Source organism: Candidatus Uabimicrobium helgolandensis, assembly GCF_041508025.1.
Lineage (GTDB): Bacteria > Planctomycetota > Uabimicrobiia > Uabimicrobiales > Uabimicrobiaceae > Uabimicrobium > Uabimicrobium helgolandensis.
Genome location: NZ_CP165719.1, coordinates 4,580,432 through 4,605,137, shown reverse-complemented (window position 1 = coordinate 4,605,137; position 24,706 = coordinate 4,580,432). Strand labels below are relative to the sequence as shown.

Annotated in this window: 12 protein-coding genes; 3 read left to right on the top strand and 9 right to left on the bottom strand. The window is 34.2% G+C overall.

Annotated features, from left to right (window positions below):
* Positions 1–522: 522 nt before the first annotated feature.
* From UABHE_RS16835 to UABHE_RS16825, 3 genes are all read left to right on the top strand, one after another.
* Positions 523–11,370, top strand: coding sequence for an amino acid adenylation domain-containing protein (locus UABHE_RS16835; RefSeq protein WP_372371491.1), 10,848 nt, complete (start codon positions 523–525; stop codon positions 11,368–11,370).
* 286 nt (positions 11,371–11,656) lie between these two features.
* Positions 11,657–13,165 (top strand): hypothetical protein, encoded by a 1,509-nt coding sequence (locus tag UABHE_RS16830; protein ID WP_372371490.1) that lies wholly within the window; start codon positions 11,657–11,659, stop codon positions 13,163–13,165.
* A 75-nt stretch (positions 13,166–13,240) separates the two neighbouring features.
* The gene (locus tag UABHE_RS16825; protein WP_372371489.1) at positions 13,241–13,906 is read left to right on the top strand and encodes a phytanoyl-CoA dioxygenase family protein; all 666 of its coding nucleotides are present in this window, start codon (positions 13,241–13,243) and stop codon (positions 13,904–13,906) included.
* A gap of 3 nt (positions 13,907–13,909) precedes the next feature.
* On the opposite strand, the gene UABHE_RS16820 is transcribed toward UABHE_RS16825, so the two are convergent.
* The 9 genes from UABHE_RS16820 to UABHE_RS16780 all read right to left on the bottom strand — a co-directional run bounded on the left by UABHE_RS16820 (position 13,910) and on the right by UABHE_RS16780 (position 24,705).
* Positions 13,910–15,904, bottom strand: coding sequence for a tetratricopeptide repeat protein (locus UABHE_RS16820; protein ID WP_372371488.1), 1,995 nt, complete (start codon positions 15,902–15,904; stop codon positions 13,910–13,912).
* 11 nt (positions 15,905–15,915) lie between these two features.
* Entirely contained in the window at positions 15,916–16,971 is a 1,056-nt protein-coding gene (locus tag UABHE_RS16815) for an ADP-ribosylglycohydrolase family protein (protein WP_372371487.1), read from the bottom strand.
* 4 nt (positions 16,972–16,975) lie between these two features.
* Positions 16,976–18,763, bottom strand: a complete 1,788-nt coding sequence (locus UABHE_RS16810; protein ID WP_372371486.1) for a protein kinase — start codon at positions 18,761–18,763, stop codon at positions 16,976–16,978.
* 16 nt (positions 18,764–18,779) lie between these two features.
* Positions 18,780–20,084, bottom strand: coding sequence for a short-chain fatty acid transporter (locus tag UABHE_RS16805; protein ID WP_372371485.1), 1,305 nt, complete (start codon positions 20,082–20,084; stop codon positions 18,780–18,782).
* Complete coding sequence (locus tag UABHE_RS16800; RefSeq protein WP_372371484.1) at positions 20,074–20,601, bottom strand: GNAT family N-acetyltransferase; 528 nt, start codon at positions 20,599–20,601, stop codon at positions 20,074–20,076. The genes UABHE_RS16805 and UABHE_RS16800 overlap by 11 nt, the downstream gene beginning before the upstream one ends.
* A 2-nt stretch (positions 20,602–20,603) precedes the next feature.
* Complete coding sequence (gene hemB, locus UABHE_RS16795) at positions 20,604–21,581, bottom strand: porphobilinogen synthase (protein ID WP_372371483.1); 978 nt, start codon at positions 21,579–21,581, stop codon at positions 20,604–20,606.
* 116 nt (positions 21,582–21,697) lie between these two features.
* A complete protein-coding gene (locus UABHE_RS16790; protein WP_372371482.1) occupies positions 21,698–22,957 on the bottom strand; it encodes a class I SAM-dependent rRNA methyltransferase in 1,260 nt (419 codons plus the stop codon).
* A gap of 10 nt (positions 22,958–22,967) precedes the next feature.
* A complete protein-coding gene (locus tag UABHE_RS16785; RefSeq protein ID WP_372371481.1) occupies positions 22,968–24,053 on the bottom strand; it encodes a hypothetical protein in 1,086 nt (361 codons plus the stop codon).
* Positions 24,046–24,705, bottom strand: a complete 660-nt coding sequence (locus tag UABHE_RS16780; RefSeq protein ID WP_372371480.1) for an inner membrane-spanning protein YciB — start codon at positions 24,703–24,705, stop codon at positions 24,046–24,048. Before UABHE_RS16780 ends, UABHE_RS16785 begins: the two co-directional genes overlap by 8 nt.
* Between the last annotated feature and the right edge of the window lies 1 nt (position 24,706).

Here is a 24,706-nt window from a genome sequence, read left to right as displayed (position 1 = left end):
ATTTTTTTCTTTAGCGGTTATTGGTTTAAGCAGCTAAAGAAAAAATAGATATCATTTAGAAATCGTGTTTTGCTGGGTGAGTTTTTTCGTGTACTTCCTTTAGTTTAGTGATCGACATTTGCGTGTATAGCTGGTGTGGCGGATCAAGTGGCATGAGCCTTTCTTTCCAATGCTGCGCATGTATTTGCTCATGGTATTGGTCATTCCTTCTTTATTGAATTTGAGACCGTGTTTGGATGAGTCTGGCATAACGGGCCTGGCAATATTTTTCTTACATATGTTCCAATACATTCTGCGACAGAACTGCTAATTAATATTAATATTCATTATTTCTTCAATAATGGTACACTATTTACCTTAAATTTCTTGATACATGTCAACAGAATTATTCATTACGCAGCCTTTGTGAATACTAGATTTGTCATATTAAATTCACTGATAAGGCCTCTACGTTTGGTAGAGCTTATAATTAATTACATACTAAACAATATTTAATAGCGACCTTGAGTGAAAGATGACAATATGTCCAAAAAAAAACAAAATTACTCAAAAGAATTTAAATCGCAGATAGTACGAGAATTACTATCTGAGGAAATGAGTTTATCCGAAATATGTAAAAAACATAAATTAAAAAATAATACCGTTTTACTTTGGAAATCTGAATTTTTTCAAAGAATGTTTCAAGATGAGGCAACAGTTCTATCTGAGCCAAAAATTGATAACGAATACCATCGAATACTGGTAGAATTCAATGATACAAAAACTAATTATTTGAGAAATAAAACAATACAACAACTTTTTGAAGAACAAGTAGAAAAAACGCCGGAAAATACTGCTGCGATTTTTGGAAAAGAAGCGATAAGTTATCGGCAACTTAATTATCGAATAAACCAATTGGCACGCTACCTTATGTCTCTAGGAGTCGGGCCTGAAGTGCTAGTAGGAATATGTATCGAACGTTCCATTGAGATGATTGTTGGTTTACTTGGCATTCTTAAAGCTGGTGGAGCCTATGTTCCTTTTGACCCAGAATATCCACAACAGCGTTTAGCATACATAATTGAAGATACAAAAAGCTCTATTGTATTAACTCAAAAAAATCTATTATCCAAATTTTCATCATATGGCATAAAATGTGTATGCCTCGATGAAGATTGGTCAGAGATTGCTAAGAAAAAGGGTAATAATGTTGAGAATATTGCCGGCCCAGAAAATCTTGTTTATGTAATTTATACATCTGGATCAACAGGAAAACCCAAGGGAGTGATGTCTTTATCTCAAGGAATTATAAATCGCATTGAATGGATGCAACGAGTATATCCATTCAAAAAAGAAGAGATAGCTTGTCAAAAAACAGTTCTAAGTTTTGTTGATCACGTAGCAGAAATATTTCTTCCTCTTTTAAATGGCGTACCACTAGTTATTATTTCAACTGAACAAGCAAAAGACGTTGATCTTTTGATTAAATGTTTAGTTCAATATCATATCACGAGAATTGTGTTAGTACCTTCTTTACTTAGAGTTTTATTACAAAATAAACAAATAGAAAAACTCAACAAACTTACATTTGTCTATTGCAGTGGAGAAATATTGACTCTTTCACTTGCACAACTTTTTCATAAAAAACTACCAAACGCACGACTTTTGAATATCTATGGTTCTACAGAAGTACATGCAGATGCGACTTACTATGAAGTGAATCAAAATCTAACAACGATTGGATATGATAATCGTGATCAAAAATTTATGAGAAAACAGACAGTACCAATTGGTAAACCAATCGATAATACTCAAATATATATTCTTAACGATAATCTTGAACCGCTACCTATCGGCATCTCTGGTGAATTGTATATTGGTGGAGTGGGCGTAGCAAAAGGTTACCTCAATCAGCAGCAGCTAACCAAAACCAAATTTATTGCTAATCCCTATAAATCAGGAAAACGCGTGTATAAGACGGGTGATTTAGCTCGGTGGTTACCTGATGGTAATATTGAGTTTATGGGACGCTCAGACGATCAAGTAAAAATTCGTGGTTTTCGCATAGAAATAGGGGAGATTGAAACAGCTTTATTAGAACATAACGCTATCAGTAATGTAGTTGTAGTAGTTAGAGAAAATATTCCGCAAAATAAGCAATTGGTTGCATATATTGTATACCAAGAAAATCAAAAAATGAGTCTTTCTAAACTAAGATTATCACTAAAAGAAAAACTTCCTGAGTATATGATTCCTAGTTATTTTATAAAATTAGATAAATTACCGCTTACTATTAACGGCAAAGTAGATCGCAAGGCTTTACCAATTCCTGATAGTTCGAGAATATCGGAACAAAAATACATTCCACCGCGCAATGAAGTAGAAATCAAACTGGTAAGTATGTGGCAAGAAGTATTAAGAGTAAAAAAAATAGGAATAATGGATAATTTTTTCGAATTAGGAGGACATTCATTACTAGCTACTCAGCTGATTTCTCGTGTAAAAGAAACATTTACAATCGAAATGTCTTTACGTTCTCTATTTGCCGCTCCAAGAATAAGCGAATTAGCAATACTAATCAAGGATTCAAAGAAAAAATGTGCTGATGCTATCTCTGTTGTTAACAGAAATGACAGCTTGTACCTCTCTTCTGCTCAGAAACGCATGTGGTTTTTCAATCAACTCACTCCAAACAGTCCAGTTTATAACTTACCCCAATCGTTTTTACTTCGCGGTAGATTACGGTTAGAGATACTTCAAAAATCGTTTAATGAAATCATCCGTAGACATGAAAGTTTACGCACCACTTTTCATAAAATAGAAGGTAGACCAACACAGGTAATTACGGCAGGACAACCTATCGTTATAAATATAGAAGATTTTTGTCAATTGTCACAACAAGAAAAATGGGAAAAAGCCAAAATAAGTATCGAACAACACGTGTTGTGCCCATTCGATTTATCACAAGGGCCACTCATTCGCATTAATTTATTTAAATTGGGAGAAGAAGAGCATATTTTATTAATAAATATGCATCACATAGTATCTGATGGTTGGTCGTTAGGGATATTTATGGATGAGTTTAAAATTTTCTATGAGGCCTTTAGTAAAGGCGAAAATTTTCCTCTAGCAGATTTACAAATTCAATACACAGATTTTGCTTATTGGCAACAAAATAAACTCCAAGGAGAAATAGCAGATAAACAGATAGAATACTGGAAACATAACTTGGCGAATGCCCCTCCTCTTTTAAATTTGCCGACAGATTACCCTCGCCCTAAAATACAGAAATATCAAGGAATTCATGAGAATTTTATCATTGATAAAGAATTGACTGATTCTCTTCGCAATTTAAGTAAAAATTGTAGCACAACTATTTTTATGACATTGTTGGCGGGTTTCAAAGTTTTGCTTTATCGCTATACAAATGAAAAAAATATCTGTGTCGGATCTCCTATTGCCAATCGCAATCATCTAGAAATAGAAAATTTAATAGGTTTTTTTGTCAATACGTTAGTTTTGCGTACCCAGATAGAACAAGAAATGACGTTTCGCCAATTGCTGTTGCAAATCAAAGAAACCTGTTTAGCAGCTTATGATAATCAGGATGTACCTTTCGAAAAATTGGTAAATGCAATCCAACCACAACGCGATATGAGCTATAATCCTCTGTTTCAAGTGATGTTTGCAATGGAAAATATTACGCAGCAAACGTTACAAATAGAAGGATTAATCGTAGAACCTTTCGAAATTGACCACAAAGTAGCAAAGTTTGATATCTCAATTAATTTGGTTGAAACAGCAGGGGGAATGCAAGGAATTTTGCAGTATAATATAGATCTCTTTGAACAAAAAACGATAAAAAGAATGATTACGCATTTTTATCAAATACTAAAAGCCATCGCTTCTTCTCCAGATATACTCCTCGATGATATCGATATACTAAATCCACAACAGCGTAATCAGCTATTGATGGAATTTAATAATACCCAAGTAAGGTATCCACAGCATAAAACCATCCATCAATTATTCGAAGAACAAGTAGAAAAAACACCAAACAATATTGCTATAATTTTCGAAGATGAGAAGATCACCTACCACCAACTCAACCAGCGCGCCAATCAATTGGCACATTATCTCATATCACTAGGAGTGGAATCGAATGTATTAGTGGGAATATGTATAGAACGCTCTATTCATATGATTGTTGGTTTACTAGGTGTTCTTAAAGCTGGTGGTGCTTATGTTCCACTTGATCCTGACTACCCTCAACAACGTTTAGCATATATGATTAAAGATACCAATATTTCCTTATTATTAACCGAAAAATCTTTACCTATTCACTTTTCTGTAGATATTGTAAAATGTATATATATAGATACAAATTGTCAGGAAATTTATAGAGAGAAAGTCAACAATGTTACAACTGGAGTACGTCCTGAAAATTTTTCTTATGTCATTTATACTTCAGGTTCAACAGGAAAACCCAAAGGTGTTATAGGCAACCACAAAAGCTCTGTTAATTACTTCTGCTCTCTGATAAAACATCGCTTCGTTGATAGTGAAGATACTGTATTGCAGATTCCTTCTCTATCTTTTGATCCATCAATTAGAGATATTTGCACTCCTCTTCTTGTCGGAGCTAAGATAGTACTGTTGCCGACAAGTAGAGCAAAAGATAGCTCCTACATCCTTACTAAAATAACACAACATAAAATTTCAAAAATATTAAGTATAGTTCCGACACTACTAGACAATATTCTTAAAGCAGCTCTTCGTTATGGATTAGAAAGTAATATTCAAAAAATATATGTGTCTGGAGAAAAATTAGAAATCGCAACTTGTGCTCTTGCCGCAAAAGTTTTCGCAAAAAAAGATGTATTAGTTAATATCTATGGACCAACTGAATGTACTATGACGTCTACTTATTATCCTGTCGATGTTACAAATTTCTCTGAAGAAAAAATCCACTCTATACCTATTGGCAAACCGATGGACAATGTCTTGTTGTATGTTCTCAATAAAAAAAATAAACTTTGTCCTATTGGTGTACCTGGCGAATTACACATTGGTGGAGTAGGAGTAGTCAGTGGTTATTTAAATCAAAAAAAGTTAACTACAAAAAAATTTATTACCAATCCTTATAAAACAGGTGAACGGATATACAAAACAGGTGACCTAGTCAGATGGTTACCTGATGGCAATATTGAATTCTTAGGCCGTTTAGATCATCAGGTTAAAGTTCGTGGTTTTCGTATAGAACTAGGAGAAATTGAAACCGTTTTATTGGAACACGAAATCGTTAAGAAAGTTGTTGTTTTAGCCAAAGAAGATACTAAAAGTAAATTTTTAGTTGCATACATTGTTTCCGATGAAAATCAAAATTTTGCCAGTTCAACACTACGTCTATGGATGAAGGAGAAACTACCTCAGTACATGATCCCTGCTCACTTTGTCATAATGGAGAAATTCCCACTCAATCCTAACGGAAAAATAGACCGCAAAGCTCTATTAGTTCAAGATATTTTAACTGCTGAAAAGAAATACATAGCACCACGAAACGAAATAGAAAAAAGGCTGGTAAAGATTTGGGAAGATGTATTGGATATAGATAAAATTGGAATAAATGACAACTTTTTTGAAGTTGGTGGACATTCTCTAACTGCAGTTGAAATTATTTCAAAAATAAGAGAAATATTTGAAATCGAATTACCTCTGAAAGAATTATTTGAAAAGCAAACAATTAAAGAACTCGTTTTTGGTATCCAGTACGATGCAAAACACATCGATCATATAATTAAAAAAGTAGGAAATAAAGAGCATTATCCTTGTTCAGAAGAACAAAATCACCTTTATTTGTTAACTTCCATTTTCCCAGAAGGAACCCTCTCTAATTCTAGAATAATAATTCCAATAAATGATGCAATTGAAATAAACAATATCGCATCAATTTTACAAAAAATAGTAGAGCGACACGAAATATTAAGGACTAATTTTTTCTTAAACAACAAAGGGAAATTACGCCAAAAAATCGAGGAACAATGGGAAGTCAAATTAATCTACAAAGATTATTCAAACAAATCTTATAATGATTTTATAAATGAATTTAATTGCTATTTTCCAAAATTTGACTTAGAGAAACCACCTATTGAGTTTCGTTTATTTACTTTTTCTGCCAAGCGACACCTAATTACAGTTGATCTACATCATGTACTCATTGATTGGTTCTCTATAAATCAATTTAAAAATGAATTTGATTGTTTGTACAAGACTAGTAAATTACCTGAGCAAAAATGGCAATATAAAGATTACGTTTATTACCAAAAGAATTTACTTGAGAGTAAAGAACAGAAAATTTCCGAAACCTTTTGGTTTAATCAATTTCGAAAGATACCTGAATTATTAAATCTACCAACGGATTATCCAAGACCTAATATAAAAACATATAAAGGAAAACATGTAAGATTTGAAATAGAAAATAGCAAAGAGTTAGCTGATTTTTGCAAGCAACAAGGTTTAACGATGTACATGGTTCTACTAGGAGCTTTTTCCCTCACATTAAGCAAATTGAGTAACCAAGAAGATATCGTTGTAGGAAGTTTTCTAAATGGTAGAAATAAAACGGAGCTACAACAGATAATGGGACTATTTGTAAAAATTTTATGTATAAGGATAAAACCACGAGAAGACAAGATGCTATGGGAATATTTACACGATTGCAAAGAGGTAGTTCTCGGTTGTTTTGCACATCAAAATTATCCTTATTCTAGTTTAGTTAATAAATTAAAAATAGAGCGTACACAAAATAGAAACCCGCTTTTTGATGTTTTGTTTTCGTTGATGATTGAAGAGAATAACACTGAAGATTTATCTGAATTTGAAAGTAATGAACCAGATAGTTGGTTTGATTTAACTCTCTTAGGGGTTAAATTTTCAAATAAGATAAATTTTCAACTAATTTACGATCCATCTTTATTTAAAGAAAAGACCATACGTTATATCATTCGCTATTTCACGGAGTGTGTTGCTGCCATTACCCGTTCCAGAAACCAAACCATCGGTACACTTTCCAAATCTATCAACTCTATTTTGCAAATAGAAAAACAGCATGAATTGAGAAAAAAATTGGGATTCCCTGATTCTACTTTCATTTTTCCTCTGACAGATCAACAAAAGGGACTGTGGTTCGAATACAAATTTAACTCGAATTCGTATAATAACTATTCGGTACAAAAAGTAGAAGGTAATCTTGATATCGAAAAATACAAAAATAGTATGAAAAGTACAGCAAATTTCTTTGATTCATTGCGAACACTATTTATTGAAAATGCCGAAGGAGAAATTTTTCAAGTTATCACACCTCCGGTGGAAAAAGTTAACTTCGAATACATAGATATCTATAGTCAGAACCAATCGCTAGAGGTAAGTAAATTAGAATTAAAAGCAAAAAAATTGATAGAGGAAAAAAGTAAACATACTTTAAATTTGAGCAAGAAAGTGTATCAAGTTTACTGTATTAAATTTGATTCAAATCTATACTTTTTTCTGCATTTAATTCACCACATTGTCAATGATGCCAAGTCTGCCTTACTCTGTTTAAAGAGTATTTCAACCGCATATAACGAAGGAGCACAAAATCTACATCAACGATTTCCAAAAAACGAAAATGTTGGCTTCTATCTACAAAAAATCAATGAAATTCCCCAAAGTAGAAAAGATGAAGTTCTGCGATATTGGGAAAAAATTCTAAACAAAAGATCTTTAAAAAATAACTTTGGTTTAGCGAAAAAAAATGTATTCGAAATGAAAGAGATAAAGTTCGAATTTGAGAAGACTATCGGTAAAGAAATAAAACGATTTTGTAAAAGACATACAACCACGCCATTTTTATTTTTAACCAGTGCTTTCGCCGCAATCATAAATTTGTATTGGCAAATAGAAGATTTAGTTATTGGTTATCCTATCGACAATAGACCTAAAGGATATCCTGATATGTATGGGTTTTATGTGTCAATGCTTCCTCTAAGAATCATTTTAAAATCTAGTGATACTTTTTTGACTGTCGTAAAAAAAGTTACACGCCAAAGAAAAAATGATATATCTTATCAGGATATCTCACAAATTGACCTTGCACATTTAATGCAAAAAGAAGGATTTTCTGATTACATTAATTTTGATATAATAGTAGGACAAGCATTATTTAAAAATAACTTGGCATTAGAAAATCTAAAAACATACAGCATAGAAGTTGGAAATGCACAACCTAATCAGAATTTAGGATTTTTATTTGAGCCTATTCGCTTTCGCAATGAATCTTTAACTTGCAAAATCCAATATAACAATTCTCTTTTTTCACAAAAACACATCACTCAATTCATACAACATTTCCAAATATTCGTACACGAAATTTTGGAAAATCCAAATCAACGAATAGGAACTATCGATTTATTATCTCCTAAGGAAAAAAATCAATTATTAATTAAGTTCAACAATACTAAAGTAGAATATCCACGAGACAAGACAATACATCAATTATTTGAAGAACAAGTACAGAGAACACCTGATAACATAGCACTTATATTCGAAAATACAAAAATGACGTACCAAGAGTTAAATACAAAGGCAAATCAAGTCGCAAAACTTCTAAGAAAAAAAGGAGTCAAAACAGAAACATTCGTTGGAGTATGCCTGGAGCGCTCACTTAATATGATTGTAGCTCTTTTTGCGATTTTGAAAACAAGTGGTGCTTATGTTCCTTTTGATAATGAATTACCGCAACAACGACTGCAATTTTTGCAACAAGACGCCAATGTGGACCTTATTATTAGCTCTTCTAACTTAAAACATTTGTGGGAAAATAATTCATCGGTATTATATTGGGAGGATATAGAAAGACAAATAAAGCCTCTTAACAAAGAAAATTTAAACATTCCGATGAAAACTAACAATGCAATGTACATGATTTATACTTCTGGTTCTACAGGGCGTCCGAAAGGTGTTGTTAATATTCATAGAGCTTTAATCAATCGTCTATCATGGATGCAAAATCAATATGCTATTGATGAAACTGGTGTAGTTTTGCAGAAAACAACGATTGGATTTGATGTTTCGGTATGGGAAATTTTTTGGCCTTTACTCAATGGTGCAAAATTAGTATTGGCGCGTCCACAAGGGCATAAAGATCCACAATATTTATCACAAGTCATCGAAAAATATATGGTCACAACGTTACACTTTGTTCCTTCTATGTTACAAACTTTTTTACAAAGTATCCCTTTAAAACAGTATAAACATTTGCAGCGTGTGATTTGTAGTGGAGAAGCTCTTTCTTTAAATTTACAGCGTCAATTTCTTGTCGCCTTGCCACATATCGAGCTATATAATCTTTATGGCCCAACAGAAGCAGCGATCGAAGTTACTTCGTGGAAATGCAATCGCGAAGCACAAACTGTTTTAATAGGAAAACCTATTCAAAATATACAAATTTATATTCTGAATAAATATTTACAAGCTATTCCTTGTGGATGTATTGGAGAGTTGTATATCGGTGGTGTTGGTCTAGCAAGAAACTATCACCTTCGACCCAAAATAACAGCGGAGAAATTTGTTCCCAATCCTTTTACTCCAGGAGAAAGATTGTATCGTACCGGAGATTTGGCACGTTATATAGAGAATGGCAACATTGAATTTATAGGAAGAAGAGACAACCAAGTAAAAATACACGGATTTCGCATAGAGTTAGGTGAAATAGAGCATTGTTTGAGTAAACATGAAAAAATTGCAGAAGTAGCTGTGGTAGTAAAAAATGTAGTAGAAGAACAACAACTAGTTGCATATGTAGTCTTAGTAAATGAAAATAACCAAATTGAAGAATTGCGCTCATGGTTAAAAGAACAACTTCCATACTATATGATTCCTAATCATTTTGTCGTATTAGACAAAATTCCTTTAACGCCAAATGATAAAATAGATCGCAAATCCTTGCCAACCCCGAAGATGTTCACCACTTCATATGTTGCACCACGTAATGAAAATGAAAAAAAATTAGTCGCTTTATGGCAAGATATTTTACATCTAGAGCAAGTTGGAATAACCGACAATTTTTTTAAAATTGGCGGACATTCTCTCAATTCAGCTATTATTGTCGCACAAATCAATGAATTATTTTCGCTAAATATACCATTAAAAACGCTTTATGAAGCGCCAACTATAGCAAAACTCACAGTAGAAATCTTCCAAAAGCCAAAATCCAGAAATATTGATTGGTCCCAAGAAATCCTATTGGATTCTCAAATTTTAATACCCAAAACAATAAAAGAGATAGATAAAATTGAGAATATTTTATTAACAGGTGCCACTGGATTTTTAGGTACATTTCTTCTGGAACGTTTAATAGAAAAAGGGTATGCAAAAATCTACTGTTTAGTACGCGCCAAAAATAAAGAAGAAGGCTACCGTAGAGTAGAAAGTGCACTACAAAAATATCTAATTTGGAAACCGCATTATCGCGAAAAAATTACTATTGTCTGTGGTGATTTATCTAAAACAATGTTAGGACTTACACAACGCGAATTTAACAGGTTATCCTCTATTATTGATGTTATTTATCATAACGGAGCGAAAGTTGATTTTATAAGAGATTACCAAGAACTCAAAGCTGCAAATGTACAAGGAACAAAGTATATTTTACAAATGGCATGTCAGGATAAAATAAAAACGATCCACTATATTTCAACCGTTTCGGTATGGAAAACGGCAGCGTTATCGCCAATCAAAGAAATAGCAGTGCCTAATGAACACCAACTAACAAGAGGTTACGCCCAAAGTAAATGGGTTGCAGAACAACTTATCGAAGTTGCAAAAAAACGTGGGTTTCCCATTAATATCTATCGTCCAGGTCGTCTTACTGGGCACAGCCAAACTGGTGTTTGTAATGAAAATGATTTATTTTACAGTTTCCTTCGTGGTTGCATACAGTTAAAAGCGGCACCTCAAATCAATTTTACAACAGACTTAACTCCTATCAACTACGCCAGTAGTATAATTGCAAATCTGTCATACAACACATCTACTGACAATCAAATATTCCACGTTATAAATCCGAACAGAGTAAGTGTTCGAGATATTTTTCAATACGTACAACAAAAGAGTTATCCAATTGAATTTTTACCATATCCAAACTGGCGTAAAAAATTATACACTGTTATCAAAAATGGAGAAACGAATCCGCTGTCGCCTTTTCTTGATATGTTTGGGGTTAATTTTGAAATGGGATCTACTATACATTTTGATTGTAGTAATGCTGTACAAAAGAATACTTTTGAAAAAATACCTGAATACAAAGATTTATTATCTATTTATTTAGAATTTATTACGACTTGTTCCAGCTGAAAAAGCTAAATTAGTATACAAATCCTTTAATACGAATTAAAGGAGATTGAGGAAGCTGGCCATATCCACGAAAATTCCAAAAGAACATACGCTCAGAGCAGCGCCTAACTACTGACTTAACAAAACAAATGCAGCGCTGTATATACATGTGGAGTAAGAGAAACAAAACTTTAGCTGCGAAGAGACCTAGTAATAATAATACCAGTATGGTATAATTATTTTAGAGTAAAAGAGTTTTGTTATTTCTACACTTTTAGGGTATGTCCCTAACTTTACGGAGGTTAGAATGAAGAATTTACTTTTCTGTATGCTATTTTTAGTAGCTTTAAATGCAGATTTTTCAATAGAAAAAGTATTTTCAACAACTTATGATCGTGGAGAAATCGCGATTAATAATGGATCAGATATAGCAACAGGCATAGACAATTTCTATATTTCTGGAGACAACCTATACTTGTTAAATAGTTTAGAGCAGCGCATTCTTCACTATTCTATTTCTCAGAAAAAACTACTAAATAGTACTGCAATACCAGCTTTTGCTATAGATATTGCAGTTCAAGGAAAAATTGTTTTTGTTGTCACAACGGATAATAAATTACACATTGTCAATGAACGAAAACTGTCGTCTCACAAAATTGGCAAAGATGTCATTTCTGGTGTTCATTTAGTAGATGGTTTACCGGTACTACACTTAGCTAATGGCTCAACGCTCAACCCTGCAAAAGACGGAACAACAATCAAAGGTTGGCAATTTGCCAAAAATACTTATGTGTATACAGAGAAAGTCGCTGACCACATGGGTAAAGTTATTGTCAATAAAGGCGATATGGAAATAACTTTTGATGTTCCTACTGAAGAAGAACTTGGATCCATTGTACCTATTGGTATCAAAAACAATAAAGTATTTGTTCGTTTAGAAATACTTGTTTCTAACAGTCCAATACAAGTTTCTCAGAAAATATTATGTTTGGACATAACCAACCGTAGTGAAATCGCTACAACTACAATACCAAGCATTCACAACAATTTCAGTTACAATGATTGCAAACAATTCGGCAGCCAATTATACAAAATGATGCTAACTCCAAAAGGTATCGATATTGTTGCACTTAGCACTGAAAAAGATGGAGTTAATAGCTGGCCTTACGACTACACCCACCATTACAATGATCACTTACAACAGCTAGAAGAAGTAAACTCAAATGAAGTTGTTGAAGAATCGACAAGACGTATTTCTCGCAGCCAAATCATATGGAATGCAGAAGCGTTTCTTGGTGTATACTGGAGTTGTAGCTCTAAGAATAAAACAGGTCTAAAAACTTTACCAGATGGATCTAAAATTCGCACTCCATCTTGGGTTACTTCAGGATCGCATTACAAAATTCCTTATAAATGGGGTGGATTCACAAGCGTTTCGGTATTTAAGCAAAAAGCTTCTCAAGGAAAATACGCTGGTAGTAATTACACCAAGTCAGTTTCGTGGGGAGATAATTATTGTGTAGGTGTGGATTGTTCTGGATTTGTTTCGCGAGCGTGGGGAACAAGCAAAAAATACGGAACAAGCACTATTGGACAAGTTTCAACTCAATTAAGCTCTGTTTCTAAGTTGAAAAAAGGCGATGCATTAAACAAACGTGGAAGCCACATTGTTCTCGTTATTGAAAATAATCCAAGTGGAACAGTGAATGTAATTGAAGCTTCGGGAATCGATTGGGCAGTTTCAAAACGCACACGTTCTTTTTCATCAATGTCTAGCTACAAACCTATTTACTACAATAATGTAAGTGAGTGGTAAAAATAAACGTATTTTGCTAAACAAATCGTCCTTATCTGTAATACAGGTAAGGGCGTTATTTTAGGATTTGGACAATTGCTCAAAAGCCAAGGATTTTTCAAAGCACAACAAAAAATTAGCAGCTCAAAAATAGATTCTCTATTGGAGTGCATAGAGCAAATAAAACCAAATCACTCATACCCAAAAAGCATACGCTATCGTAAGAATAAACTCTACGCTATACGCAATTTAATTCAAATTTCTTCGCCAATCAAAGATATTTTAAGTGATACAATCATAAAAAATATTTGTAGAGGAAGTGTAATAATCCATAGTTTGCTATTCGATAAAATCACTGAAGCTAATTTTCGCGTACCTTTTCATCAAGACATTGTTATGCCGCATCATGGAGCAGACAAAATAGTAACAAATGTTCCACATAAAAATCTACCACCTGAAATACTAGAACAGTTAATTGTCATGCGAATTCACTTAGACGACAACAATATTGACAATGGACCACTGCAAGTCATTCCGCAAACCCATAGTCAAGGAATTATAAGTGACAAAGGCATTTCAAATATCGTACAAAAAAAGAACAAACACGTTTGTACAATGCTGCGTGGAGAAATACTACTAATGAAACCGCTTTTACTTCATAGTTCTAATCGATCATCTTCCCATAAACACCGCCGTGTAATTCACTTAGTTTTTGCACCGCGTTCATTACAAATACCATGGTTTTTTAGCGAATCTTTGTAGAAGCTACTTCAAAACCTGTTTTATTTGCGCAATCCATTTTTTAAGATTGGGATCTTTGCTTCCTAAAGCCAAAGCTTTTTCAAAATCATCAAGTGCCTTGCGATAATCTTTTAGCTCAACATATACAATCCCACGATACTTATACCCTCGACGATTTTTTTTATCTAGTTTTAATACGTAATTGTAATCTTGTAAAGCTTGTTTGTATTTCTTAATGTATCTATATGCTAAAGCCCTATCAAGATAGACATCATAATTCTTGGAATCTAGTTCTAGAGATCGATTATATTCTTTTATTGCTAAACCGTATTCTTTTCGTTCCGAATATAATAACCCTCGGTATTCGTAAATAGAAGCCTCCCATGGTGCAGACTTCTCTGCTTCTTCGTAACTTTGCAATGCGAGAAAATACTGACTTTTCCGTAAATATAGATTTCCTATACCAACATGGGCCTTGGCATATTTAGGATCAATAATGACTGCTTTTTTATATTCTACAAATGCAAGATCATATTCTCCTTTATCATTATATATATTACCTTTGTTCACATATATATGCGCTTGCTTTGGCTTTAACGAAATTACTTTGTCATAGTCAGAAAGAGCCAAGTCATATTTTCCTAAAAAATAATATACGCTACCGCGATTATTGTATGCTTTAAAATTTGTAGGATCTTTAGATACAGCTAAATTACTGTATTTTAACGCGAGATCATATTTTTTTTGTGTATTATAGAGTGCGCTAACATTATTAAATATAGCACTCGTTTGGAAATTAAGAGAAATAGCTTGTAAATAATCTTTTAGTGCTAAATCATAATCACCTTGTTGTCGATAGCAAACGCCACGATTCATATATGTTAGCCCATCACTAGGGTTGAGAGAAACCGCTTTCGAGTACATTTCTATTGCTTTGCTAAACTTTCTCTGTTCAAATAAAGTATTAGCCTGCTCAAAATAGAAATTCGCTTGTGCTTTAGCATCTTCCTTAAAAGATTTACGTAAAACAAATGTAAATATCACTGAAAACAGCAAGATTGAGCAAGCAATCAGTAGCCATTTTTTCTTTACATGCCGCGCATCTTTTTGAGATCTTTCCGCTAAACTTCGTCGGTATTTTTGAGTAGAAACTCTTATCCTTTGGGTTTTGGGGAGAGAAGGACGCAATTCAAAATTACGACTAGAGAGTAAATCCAAGAACGTTTTCATTTTGTCTAAACGTTTTGTTTGTTCTTTATGCGTCGCAAGCTGTATTACTTGCGAAAAATACTTTAGTTTAGGATCATCTACATCGGCAAATAACGGTGGAAGTTCTAGCTTTTGCACGTTTTTCATTGTTGCTATCATTCTTCCTGTGGCAAACGGTGAAGATGGTGACCATAAGAAAAATTGATACAGTACAATTCCCAAAGAAAATACATCACTATTTTCACCTACCTCTAAATCAGGATCTATTTGTTCAGGACTCATGTACTGGGGTGTACCGATCAGACTTTGCGTCTTTGTTATTTGTAAAAGTTCACTACTCATTGATTTTGCAATTCCTAAATCAATAAGTTTAGGAACAAAATCTTTACTTGTTAAAATAATATTTTCTGGCTTAATATCACGGTGAATAACTCCTTTATCGTGTAAAACGGTAAGAGCACTACATATCTGTTGGGCAATTTGCAACTGCTTGTCAAAATCTATAACTCTTGGAAATTTGACAATAAAGTCTTCTAAAGTAATTCCTGGAACATATTCCATTACAATAAAGTATTTATCATTGACCTGAAAAAAATCTAAACCGCGAATTACGTTTGGATGTTTGATATTTTTCATAAAGTAATATTCGCGATGAATTCTCTTGAGAATATTGGGATTATTACCTTTGACAATACATTCTTTCACCGCAACCAAACTATTAGTATGTGTATCTACTCCTTGATATACAGCCCCCATACCTCCTCGCCCAAGTTCTTTATTGAGTTGATACCGCTCATTTAATAAAACCATGTGTAGCTCCGTTATTTATATGGAGGGAATATACGTCGAAAACCGTGGACAAGAGCGATAAATAGAAAAAATATATTTCGTATTAGCAATAGTAAAACATTCGCTTTAGTAGGGGTGTAATCACATAAGTTTTGTGCTAAAGTCTCTAACCATTTCGTAGTGCGCGGCCATTCAATAATAGAACTATACCACTCTTCGGGAATACCTTCTTTACCAACAGCACAACCAATGATTCCACCAACAATAGCTGCACCTGTATCTGTATCTCCTCCACAACGAATGATTTCAACAACTGCTTTTCGATAGTTGTTAGGGTATTTAAGCCAAATAAAAATAACAATCGGTAGAGTGTGATAGATATAACCACTTATCCCTTGTTGTAAATTAAGGTGATCTAACAATTCTTGTAAAGATTTATCTTCTAAAAAACGTAAGGTTATTTGTAGCAATTCTAGAAAAGGACCATAATCTTCCTCAGAATACTGTTCTTTTGTAATGAAAGAAATGGTTTCAAAAAATTTCTGAGGCCTAGCCTGATTTGTTGCTGATAAGTGTGCTGCCACTGCTACAGCAAGTGCTCCAAGTTCTGCTTTAGGGTCTTGGTGAGTCATTTGTGTACATGCCGCAACAAACTGGTGCAGTTTACGCAAATCCTCACCATACACTAATCCAAGAATGGCGCTACGCATGGCTGGGCCGTTACCTGCTGAAAAGACACCACTGGTTTTCGGCGAAAAGCCTATCCATAATTTTAAGATACCACGCAATGTAGCAAAACCAATTCCAGCAGGTAATCCCAACAACCACCATCGCAAACGGCGCGCAAGATCTCGGCGAAAAATATCGACATCATCTTGCGCAGTAATAAGAGCTTGGGTAACAAGAACAGTGTGCTCGGTATCATCAGAGCACATCCCCTTACCACAAAAAAAATGATGCTTTTTTATATTAGAAATAAAAGCGCGTTGGCGATTAGCTGAGAGACCTTCCCACGGCAAGCCCAATGCATCACCAACAGCCGTTCCTAACAGACATCCAACGATGCTATTTTTATTCAAAGATAGCATAATGTTATTTCTTTCTAATTGCAAACCACTGACAAATAAAACTGCGTGGATTCTGGTCAGTGCTATCGTTCCATACATTACCACCTAATATTTCAACATAATCCTCAAAGCCATTACTATTATTTGGCTCACCTTGCATCCAATGTGTATATTTCAAAGGCTTTTTTGTAACCCATTGCCAACTATCTTTATTGCGATACAAACCTAACCAACAACGTCCCCAGCAATCACAAACATTTTGCCTAAGGTGTTGAATGTAACTCATCATAAACTTTTGAGTTTCTACATTTTCAATTGTAACTAAACTCCCCTTCATGCTTTTGCATTCCATATTTGCTTTTGTCCAAAACATTTTAGTATGAAAAGCTCCGTAGTAATAACCATCAAAAAATGTAGCGTCTACTAATTTTTCTCTCACAAATTTGCTAAGTTTCGTTTTTTTAAGTAGCATTTGTGTCTTTAGCAAATCTTCAGGAAAACGTTGCTGAATTGTTTTTAAAACCACTGCCTGGAAAGCAGGGTTTGATTTAGCGCGCCTATAGTCCTCCCACATAACTTGTTGTAATGTTTTTTGAGGTACTTTTTTTTGATCTACGGAAGAATGGTGTGTTCGTTTTGAAGAAGTCCTTGTGTCACTATAAGTAAGTGCAAAAATCAAGGCGATAATTACTCCACAAACAGTCGCAAGTATATTGTAATTCATCTTTTTCGGAGACGTTACACTTTTCGATATCCTTAGAGTCTTGGCTTCCAAAAATTTATCAATGTCTTCTAAAAAAAGCTTTATGCTTTCATAACGTTTGTTCTTGTCTTTTTCAAGACACTTCAAACAAATGCGCTCTATGTTTTCAGGTATACTGCCGTGAATAGATCGCGGAGAACGAGGATACTTATGTACAATATTGTATAACACAACCGGCGTATTTTTTCCTGCAAAAGGAACTCTTCCGGTCATAAGTTCATAAAGAGTTGCACCAATACCATAAATATCAGAACGTTTGTCTATTTGATTTTTTTTTCCCTGTGCTTGTTCTGGAGACATATAGGAAGGTGTTCCGAGAATATTGCCATTCTGAGAAATCTTGCTATCGTTATACAAACCTTTTGCCAAACCAAAATCAGTAACGTATGTTTTCCCATCTTTCCCAATCATTACATTCTCTGGTTTTATATCGCGATGTATCACGTCTCTATCATGAGCATGTTCAACGACTTTTGCAATGTCGCGAATAATACGTGCAGCGCGTTTAGAAGAAAGACGTCCTTCTTGCTTTAAATATTCATCTAAAGATTGTCCCTCTATGTAATCCATAGTGTAATAATATTTACCATTTTGCTCTCCCATATCATACACTTTTACAACGCCTGGATAATGCAATTTTGCAATTGAACGCGCCTCGCGCTGAAATCGCTTGATAGAAACTTCATCATTTAAATTGGACTTCAAAACTTTTAAAGCGAGGTTACGCTTCCAATAGTTGTCGTAAATCAGAAAAACCTCTCCAAAGTTTCCTTCCCCTAACTTTCTTATCGTACGGTATTTACTTTGAACTGGTACATTACTTACCATTGTTTGTTTAAGGGCTTGTTCATTCGCAGTATTTTCCATATGAACATCATATTGACTTTTCATTTGTTGTAATTGCTGCGCCAACATAAAACCACTATTAATAAGAATTTGTTCATAAGAACTATTTGTTTCATCTTTTATTTTTTGTACGTCTTGTAACTGTTCTGAACTAATCAAATTACAAGAAACAACTTGCTGGATTAGCCACTCATCGATAGACATTGCTAAGCTTTTCTCCTTAATGAAACATATACAAAAGCATGATAAATACGGGTATGCCAATAAGCATAATCGCCAAACAGTAACCCATAATGTCTTTTGCTCTAAGTCCGGTAATTTCAAGTAACGCTAATGCCCAAAATGGTTGCAGGAGATTTGTCCACTGATCTCCATAACAAAAAGCTAACGTAGTTTTATTTATTGAAGCACCTAACTGTTGAGAACTTTTTACAATTATATCCCCTTGTACAATCCACTGTCCGCCACCTGAAGGAACAAAAAAATTAATAACACCCGCACTTATAAAGATATATATAGGAAGAGTTGTAGCACTTGCAACACTCACAACCCCATTTGTGATAAGCTCAACTAGTCCAGAGTGAACCATAATTCCTTTAATCCCAGCATAAAAGGGAAACAACAGTATAATACCAGCACAAGCACTCACACCACTACGAATAGCATTAAAATAATTATCTAAATTGCGATGTAGAAAAATCCCCACAAAAATAAAAATAAAATTTAAAGAATTAAGATCAAAACTCTTTTGTTGTATCCATAAATGATAAGTAATATAAATACATCCGACAATACCAACGAGCATTCCCCAAATAGAATAATTACTCTCAGTTTGCTCTTCTGTTTGCTCTTCTATTTCTCCACTATACTCAACAATATCTTTTTCTTCGCGTGGTGCAAGAGCTGCGAGTACGAGAGGCACACCTAAAAGTAAAATAATAGAACTAACAATATTAAGTGGCGTAAACAAAGTTTCGTTTATAGGAATAACACCTACGCTTTTTTCTAAAAAATGTCCCTGTGTAGCAATAAGAAGAGGCGCAGAACCCGACAAACCACCATGCCAAGCTGCTAATCCCATATAACCAGCAGCACCTAGAAGAGGATAGTGAAGAGATATATTCTTGCGACGTCCTTCTATAGCAACTTGCCTTGCTAAAAAAGCGCCTATAATCAGTGCCAACCCCCAATTTATCAGAGCAAAAAATATAGAGGTAAAACTAATAAGAAATGTCGCTTGTACTGTATTGTTTGGCCAACAAGCTATTCTACAAATCATTTGTTTTACAATATTTGTCGTAGAAAGTGCATATCCACTTACAAGAATAATGCACATTTGCATGGAAAACGGCAAAAAACTCCAAAAGTCTTTGTACCAATACTCTATAACATCGATTGTAGATGATGGCGTAAACGTGGTAGCCAAAATGTAGGTAAAAAAAGTAACTATCGTTGCCAAAGTAAAAGGCTCTGGCATATATTTTTCAGCAAGTGTGCACAGTTTTTTACCTAGTTCATGTAGCATCTAACTCTATCTCCAATTTTTTACACACAATATGACGTTTTCCCTTAGACAAATCGCGTGTTTCTACAATAGAAAATCCAAATTTCTCAACATTTCGCAATGAATGTTGATTTTCAGGAGAAACTGTGGCCATTATTATTTGATAACCCTTTTGTTGTGCCAATTTCTCACGCTGCTTTTGCAATAAAAACTGTAATCCTTTTCCCCTGAATTTAGCATGAACAAGAGTATTTACAAAGCTTACAAAAGGTTCATTTATATGAATACCACAAAATAGTTCTTCTGCTGCATGAAATCTCATACTACTAAAAGCAATTATTTTTTGCTGATATTTTGCCCCTATATACACTCCTTGGTCTATAAGCTCATAATGTTCTTCTCTTGTGAGCATATGATACTGCTCTGTACTTTGTGCTCCAACAGTTTGCCGTTCTAGTTCTATCACATTAGGTAAATCGGCCGCGTAAAGTATTTCTATAGTAATATCAGAAAGCTCCAAGATAATAGAATCTGACACAACTATTCCTTCTCTCGCAAAATTTTTGCCGCTTCTTTGGCAAAATAAGTCAATATAATATCAGCCCCTGCTCTTTTCATTGATGTTAAAGTTTCCATCATTAGCGCTTCACCATCTACCCAGCCTTTTTCATGTGCAGCTTTGATCATACTATACTCACCACTCACATTGTAACAGGCAACAGGAATATGAGTTGTTGACTTAATTTCGCGAATAATATCCAAATATGATAACGCTGGTTTTACCATAATAATGTCCGCACCCTCAGCGATATCTAGTTGCGCTTCCTTGATTGCTTCGCGGCGATTTGCATAGTCCATTTGATAACTCTTGCGGTCACCAAATTGAGGTGGTGACTCCGCAGCATCGCGAAAAGGACCGTAAAAACTAGAAGCATATTTAACACTGTAACTCATAATAGGAATCGAAGTAAAATTATTATCATCAAGCGCTTGCCTAATAGACCCAACCATGTAATCCATCATTCCTGAAGGTGCAACCATATCAGCACCTGCTTTTGCATGACTAATAACTTGCTTTTGTAAATACTCAAGCGTTGCGTCATTATCTACACTTTGATTATCAATAATACCACAATGCCCGTGATCGGTATATTCACACATGCATACGTCAGTTATTATATAAAGTTCTGGGTACTTTTTCTTGAGAAAACGAATACTCCTTTGGATAATGCCTGAATCGCATATAGAGTCTGAACCTACTTCATCTTTATCTTGTGGTATACCAAACAAAATAATTTGTTCTAATCCTAACGCCATCATTTCTTCTATTTCTTCACTTAAACGATCTAAAGAAAATTGATAAATACCAGGCATAGAACAAATTGGGTTTTTCTTATTCTCACCATCAACGATAAACATAGGAGTAATAAAATTACTCACTTGCAAATGAGTTTCGCAAGTCATTTGCCGAAGAACACGGTTATTGCGTAATCTTCTTGGTCTGTGCACTATATTCATAGATATCTCTCAATAAAGAATTATCACAACAAAAAACTAGGGCGTGACCACATCCATATTTCTTGAATGCGGGCGCGCCCTAAAATTAGATATTTGTTACTAGTACTAATACAAAATTAGCGGTTTGTGTTACCAGGTAGACTCTTTTTTACCACATCCTTAGCAGGCTTTTTGGTAACAGAAACAAATAGAGTTTTCAAATAGGTATTTTCAGGACAGGCAGGATTTTGAGGGTGATCATTTCCCGCAGAACGACTATCAATAATCTTTACTTCGCACTCAGCTTCCATAGCAGAAGCATTTATAGTTTGCATAAATTTTGGCATAGAGATCATTCCTGAACAATCACAAGTAATAAGAATACCGTGATCTGTCAGCATTTTCATCGCAGTAGAGTTAATAGACTTTAAAGCCATTAATCCTGTTTGCAAACTATTTTTCGATGTAATTACTTTTGGAGGGTCAAGCACAATAACATCAAATTGTTCACCATCTTTGTGCATCTTTTCTAAATCACGAAATACATCTCTATGAAGAAAAGTGCTATTCTTACAATTATTTAATTCAACATTAGTTTGTGCTAATTCAAGTGCAAATTTAGATGTATCCAAAAAAACAACTTCTTTTGCTTTTCCTTTTTTGGACATGTAAATCCCAAAAGCTCCGCTATAACAACATGCATCTAACACGCGTTTATTGTAACTAAACTTAGATGCCAACATTCGATTTTCTCTTTGGTCTATATAAAAACCTGTTTTTTGTCCTCGTGACAAACTAAGTTGAAAATTTATTCCATATTCATGAATTGTTATTTTTTCAGGCGGAGTTTCTCCAGTCACACTATAATCTAATTCTGGTAAACCTTCGAGTCTGCGTACACCAGCACTGTATCTTTCTATTATGGTAGGTACCTTAGTAACTCGTTGTAGTATCTCAAAAATCATTTCGCGCCGTCTATCTATACCGAAAGATGTAAGCTGCACACATAAAATATTTTCATAGCGATCTACCGTTAACCCTGGTAAACCATCAGCCTCGCTATGTATAAGGCGATAAGCATTTGTTTTTGAAGACAATGCCAATACATTATCACGTAAGTGAATTGCTTTTGTTATTTGACGTTCAAAAAATTTATAATCTAATCTTTCGTGTAAGTCCCAAGTAAGAAGCCGAACCATAATTTGCGATTTATCGTTAAAAAAACCTTTTGCTATAAAACGTCGTTCATGATCAAAGACTTCAACGATATCACCATTTTCGGGCTTTCCTTTTACATTTTTAACTGCTCCAGAAAAAACCCAAGGGTGTTGGTACCAAAATGGTTTTGCTTTACCTTTTTTAAGAAATACGTTTTTATGTTTGAAGGAAAATGACATTAGTTATCCTTTAGTTGTTCTTCAAGTTTCTTGATGGTCTAATCATGTTAAAATAACGTTTGATTGCCATTTTATCTTCTGGAGATAGAAACTGTTTTTGAAAATATATAGGTAGTTGTTTAAAATTCCGATGGAACATTTCAATATCAGATGCACCTTTTTCTGTTCCCACATTGGCCCGGAAATCAACATCTTTTCCGTCGGAAAACAAAGAAGAAACCTTTTCTTTTTTAGGCTTTGCCTTTGGAAGATTTGCTACTTTCTTCTTGTCTTTTTTGTTTCCGGTACCTTTACCTCCTTGAGGTTGTTTATTTTTATTTTTTGACTTTGGATTCTTTAGTTTTTTCTGAGATTGTTTTTTAGCTTGTTTGTTATTAGGTTGTTTTGTTGGAGATGGTTGTTTTCTTTGCTTTTTATTATTTGATTGTTGCTGTTTTTTTTGCTCCTGTTTTTTTTGTTGCTTCTTCTTTGGCTGCTGCTTCTTCTTTGATTGTTGTTTTTTCTTTGGTTGTTGCTTCTTTTTATCAGTATCATTTTGAACAACCTGTTTTTTATGATGCGCTATTTTTGGTAACAAAATAGAATTTAATCCAGGAGAAAATAAAGTAAAGAACAAGATACCCCATACTCCAACGAGTACTAGTGACTTTATTAGATTTTTTCCCGTCGCCACTCGCGGATATTTTTGCCATTTATTTTTTTCAGAACAAACCTTACGCGCCACATATTTAAGTACTACGTCCTGATCGTCTTGCAAAAAGTCATAACTGTACAGTAATTGCTCCTCCATACCCGCTTGCTTATCTATTTTGTCTACAATTTCCTGCATAGTTGGCATATGAAATATAGTTTGCCATACCGCGTATGTTAGAGAAGTAATCACGACCATCAATCCAAAAAAAACTACTGCAGTCCGTGGAGTAGAAAGCTTCACAATATCAAAATGATCGGCGTAATACAACCCAAGAGAGATCATGATAGTCGCAGTTCCCATTGCAATAATCACATCACTCATATCACTCACAAAACATTGGAAAATATACCTCAATCGACTAAAACGCAAAGTATTGTGTAATTGTTTCCTGTAATTACTCATTATGTTTTCCTTCACGTATTTGCTTTACCATATCTTGTTGATACTGCAAAAAAGCATATTGACCTTCCATTTTTTCACGATAACGTTTAGCCTTCAAACGTGAATATACAAATTCAAAAGCGAAAAATACGAAGAACATCATGTAAAAGAGTATACCTTTTACGAAAAACCAGGCATCTTTACTAAGGTAGAGAGCAGCGTACACCGTCAAAATAGTGTGTATAAGGAAAAATACACCTATGCGAAAATTTAATCCCTTAAAATACATGCTATGAAAAGCAGTTATATTTTGTCCCTTAAGTTGTTTTTGCGCCATAATTTCCATAAACGGTTTTCCAATAAAGGAAGAGAATAAAAATATGACGGCAAAAATTCCTTCAAAAATAGCCGGTTTCAATAGAATGAGAGTAGCGCTCTCTGTAATCCAACTGATAACTCCCATCAAAACAATTAAAACGGCACTCCAAACCGCAAACGGTTCCAAACGTTTTTCGCGATAGTAAACCCAAGCTACTTCTATAAAAGACAAGACAATAGCAGCAATAATACCAGCTTGCAATCCATAGTATTTCTCTATGAGCCAAAACCCCAGTAGAGGTATCATAGAGTAAAAAATATTAAACATGGCACTAGAGCCTGATGGTTGTTTCATA

Excerpts from the sequence above, each read along its gene's own strand:
- UABHE_RS16830 (WP_372371490.1), top strand. The coding sequence starts at position 11,657 with ATGAAGAATTTACTTTTCTGTATGCTATTTTTAGTAGCTTTAAATGCA.
- UABHE_RS16815 (WP_372371487.1), bottom strand. The coding sequence starts at position 16,971 with ATGCTATCTTTGAATAAAAATAGCATCGTTGGATGTCTGTTAGGAACG.
- UABHE_RS16835 (WP_372371491.1), top strand. The coding sequence starts at position 523 with ATGTCCAAAAAAAAACAAAATTACTCAAAAGAATTTAAATCGCAGATA.
- UABHE_RS16805 (WP_372371485.1), bottom strand. The coding sequence starts at position 20,084 with ATGCTACATGAACTAGGTAAAAAACTGTGCACACTTGCTGAAAAATAT.
- UABHE_RS16810 (WP_372371486.1), bottom strand. The coding sequence starts at position 18,763 with ATGTCTATCGATGAGTGGCTAATCCAGCAAGTTGTTTCTTGTAATTTG.
- hemB (WP_372371483.1), bottom strand. The coding sequence starts at position 21,581 with ATGAATATAGTGCACAGACCAAGAAGATTACGCAATAACCGTGTTCTT.
- UABHE_RS16785 (WP_372371481.1), bottom strand. The coding sequence starts at position 24,053 with ATGAGTAATTACAGGAAACAATTACACAATACTTTGCGTTTTAGTCGA.
- UABHE_RS16820 (WP_372371488.1), bottom strand. The coding sequence starts at position 15,904 with ATGGTTTTATTAAATGAGCGGTATCAACTCAATAAAGAACTTGGGCGA.
- UABHE_RS16790 (WP_372371482.1), bottom strand. The coding sequence starts at position 22,957 with ATGTCATTTTCCTTCAAACATAAAAACGTATTTCTTAAAAAAGGTAAA.
- UABHE_RS16780 (WP_372371480.1), bottom strand. The coding sequence starts at position 24,705 with ATGAAACAACCATCAGGCTCTAGTGCCATGTTTAATATTTTTTACTCT.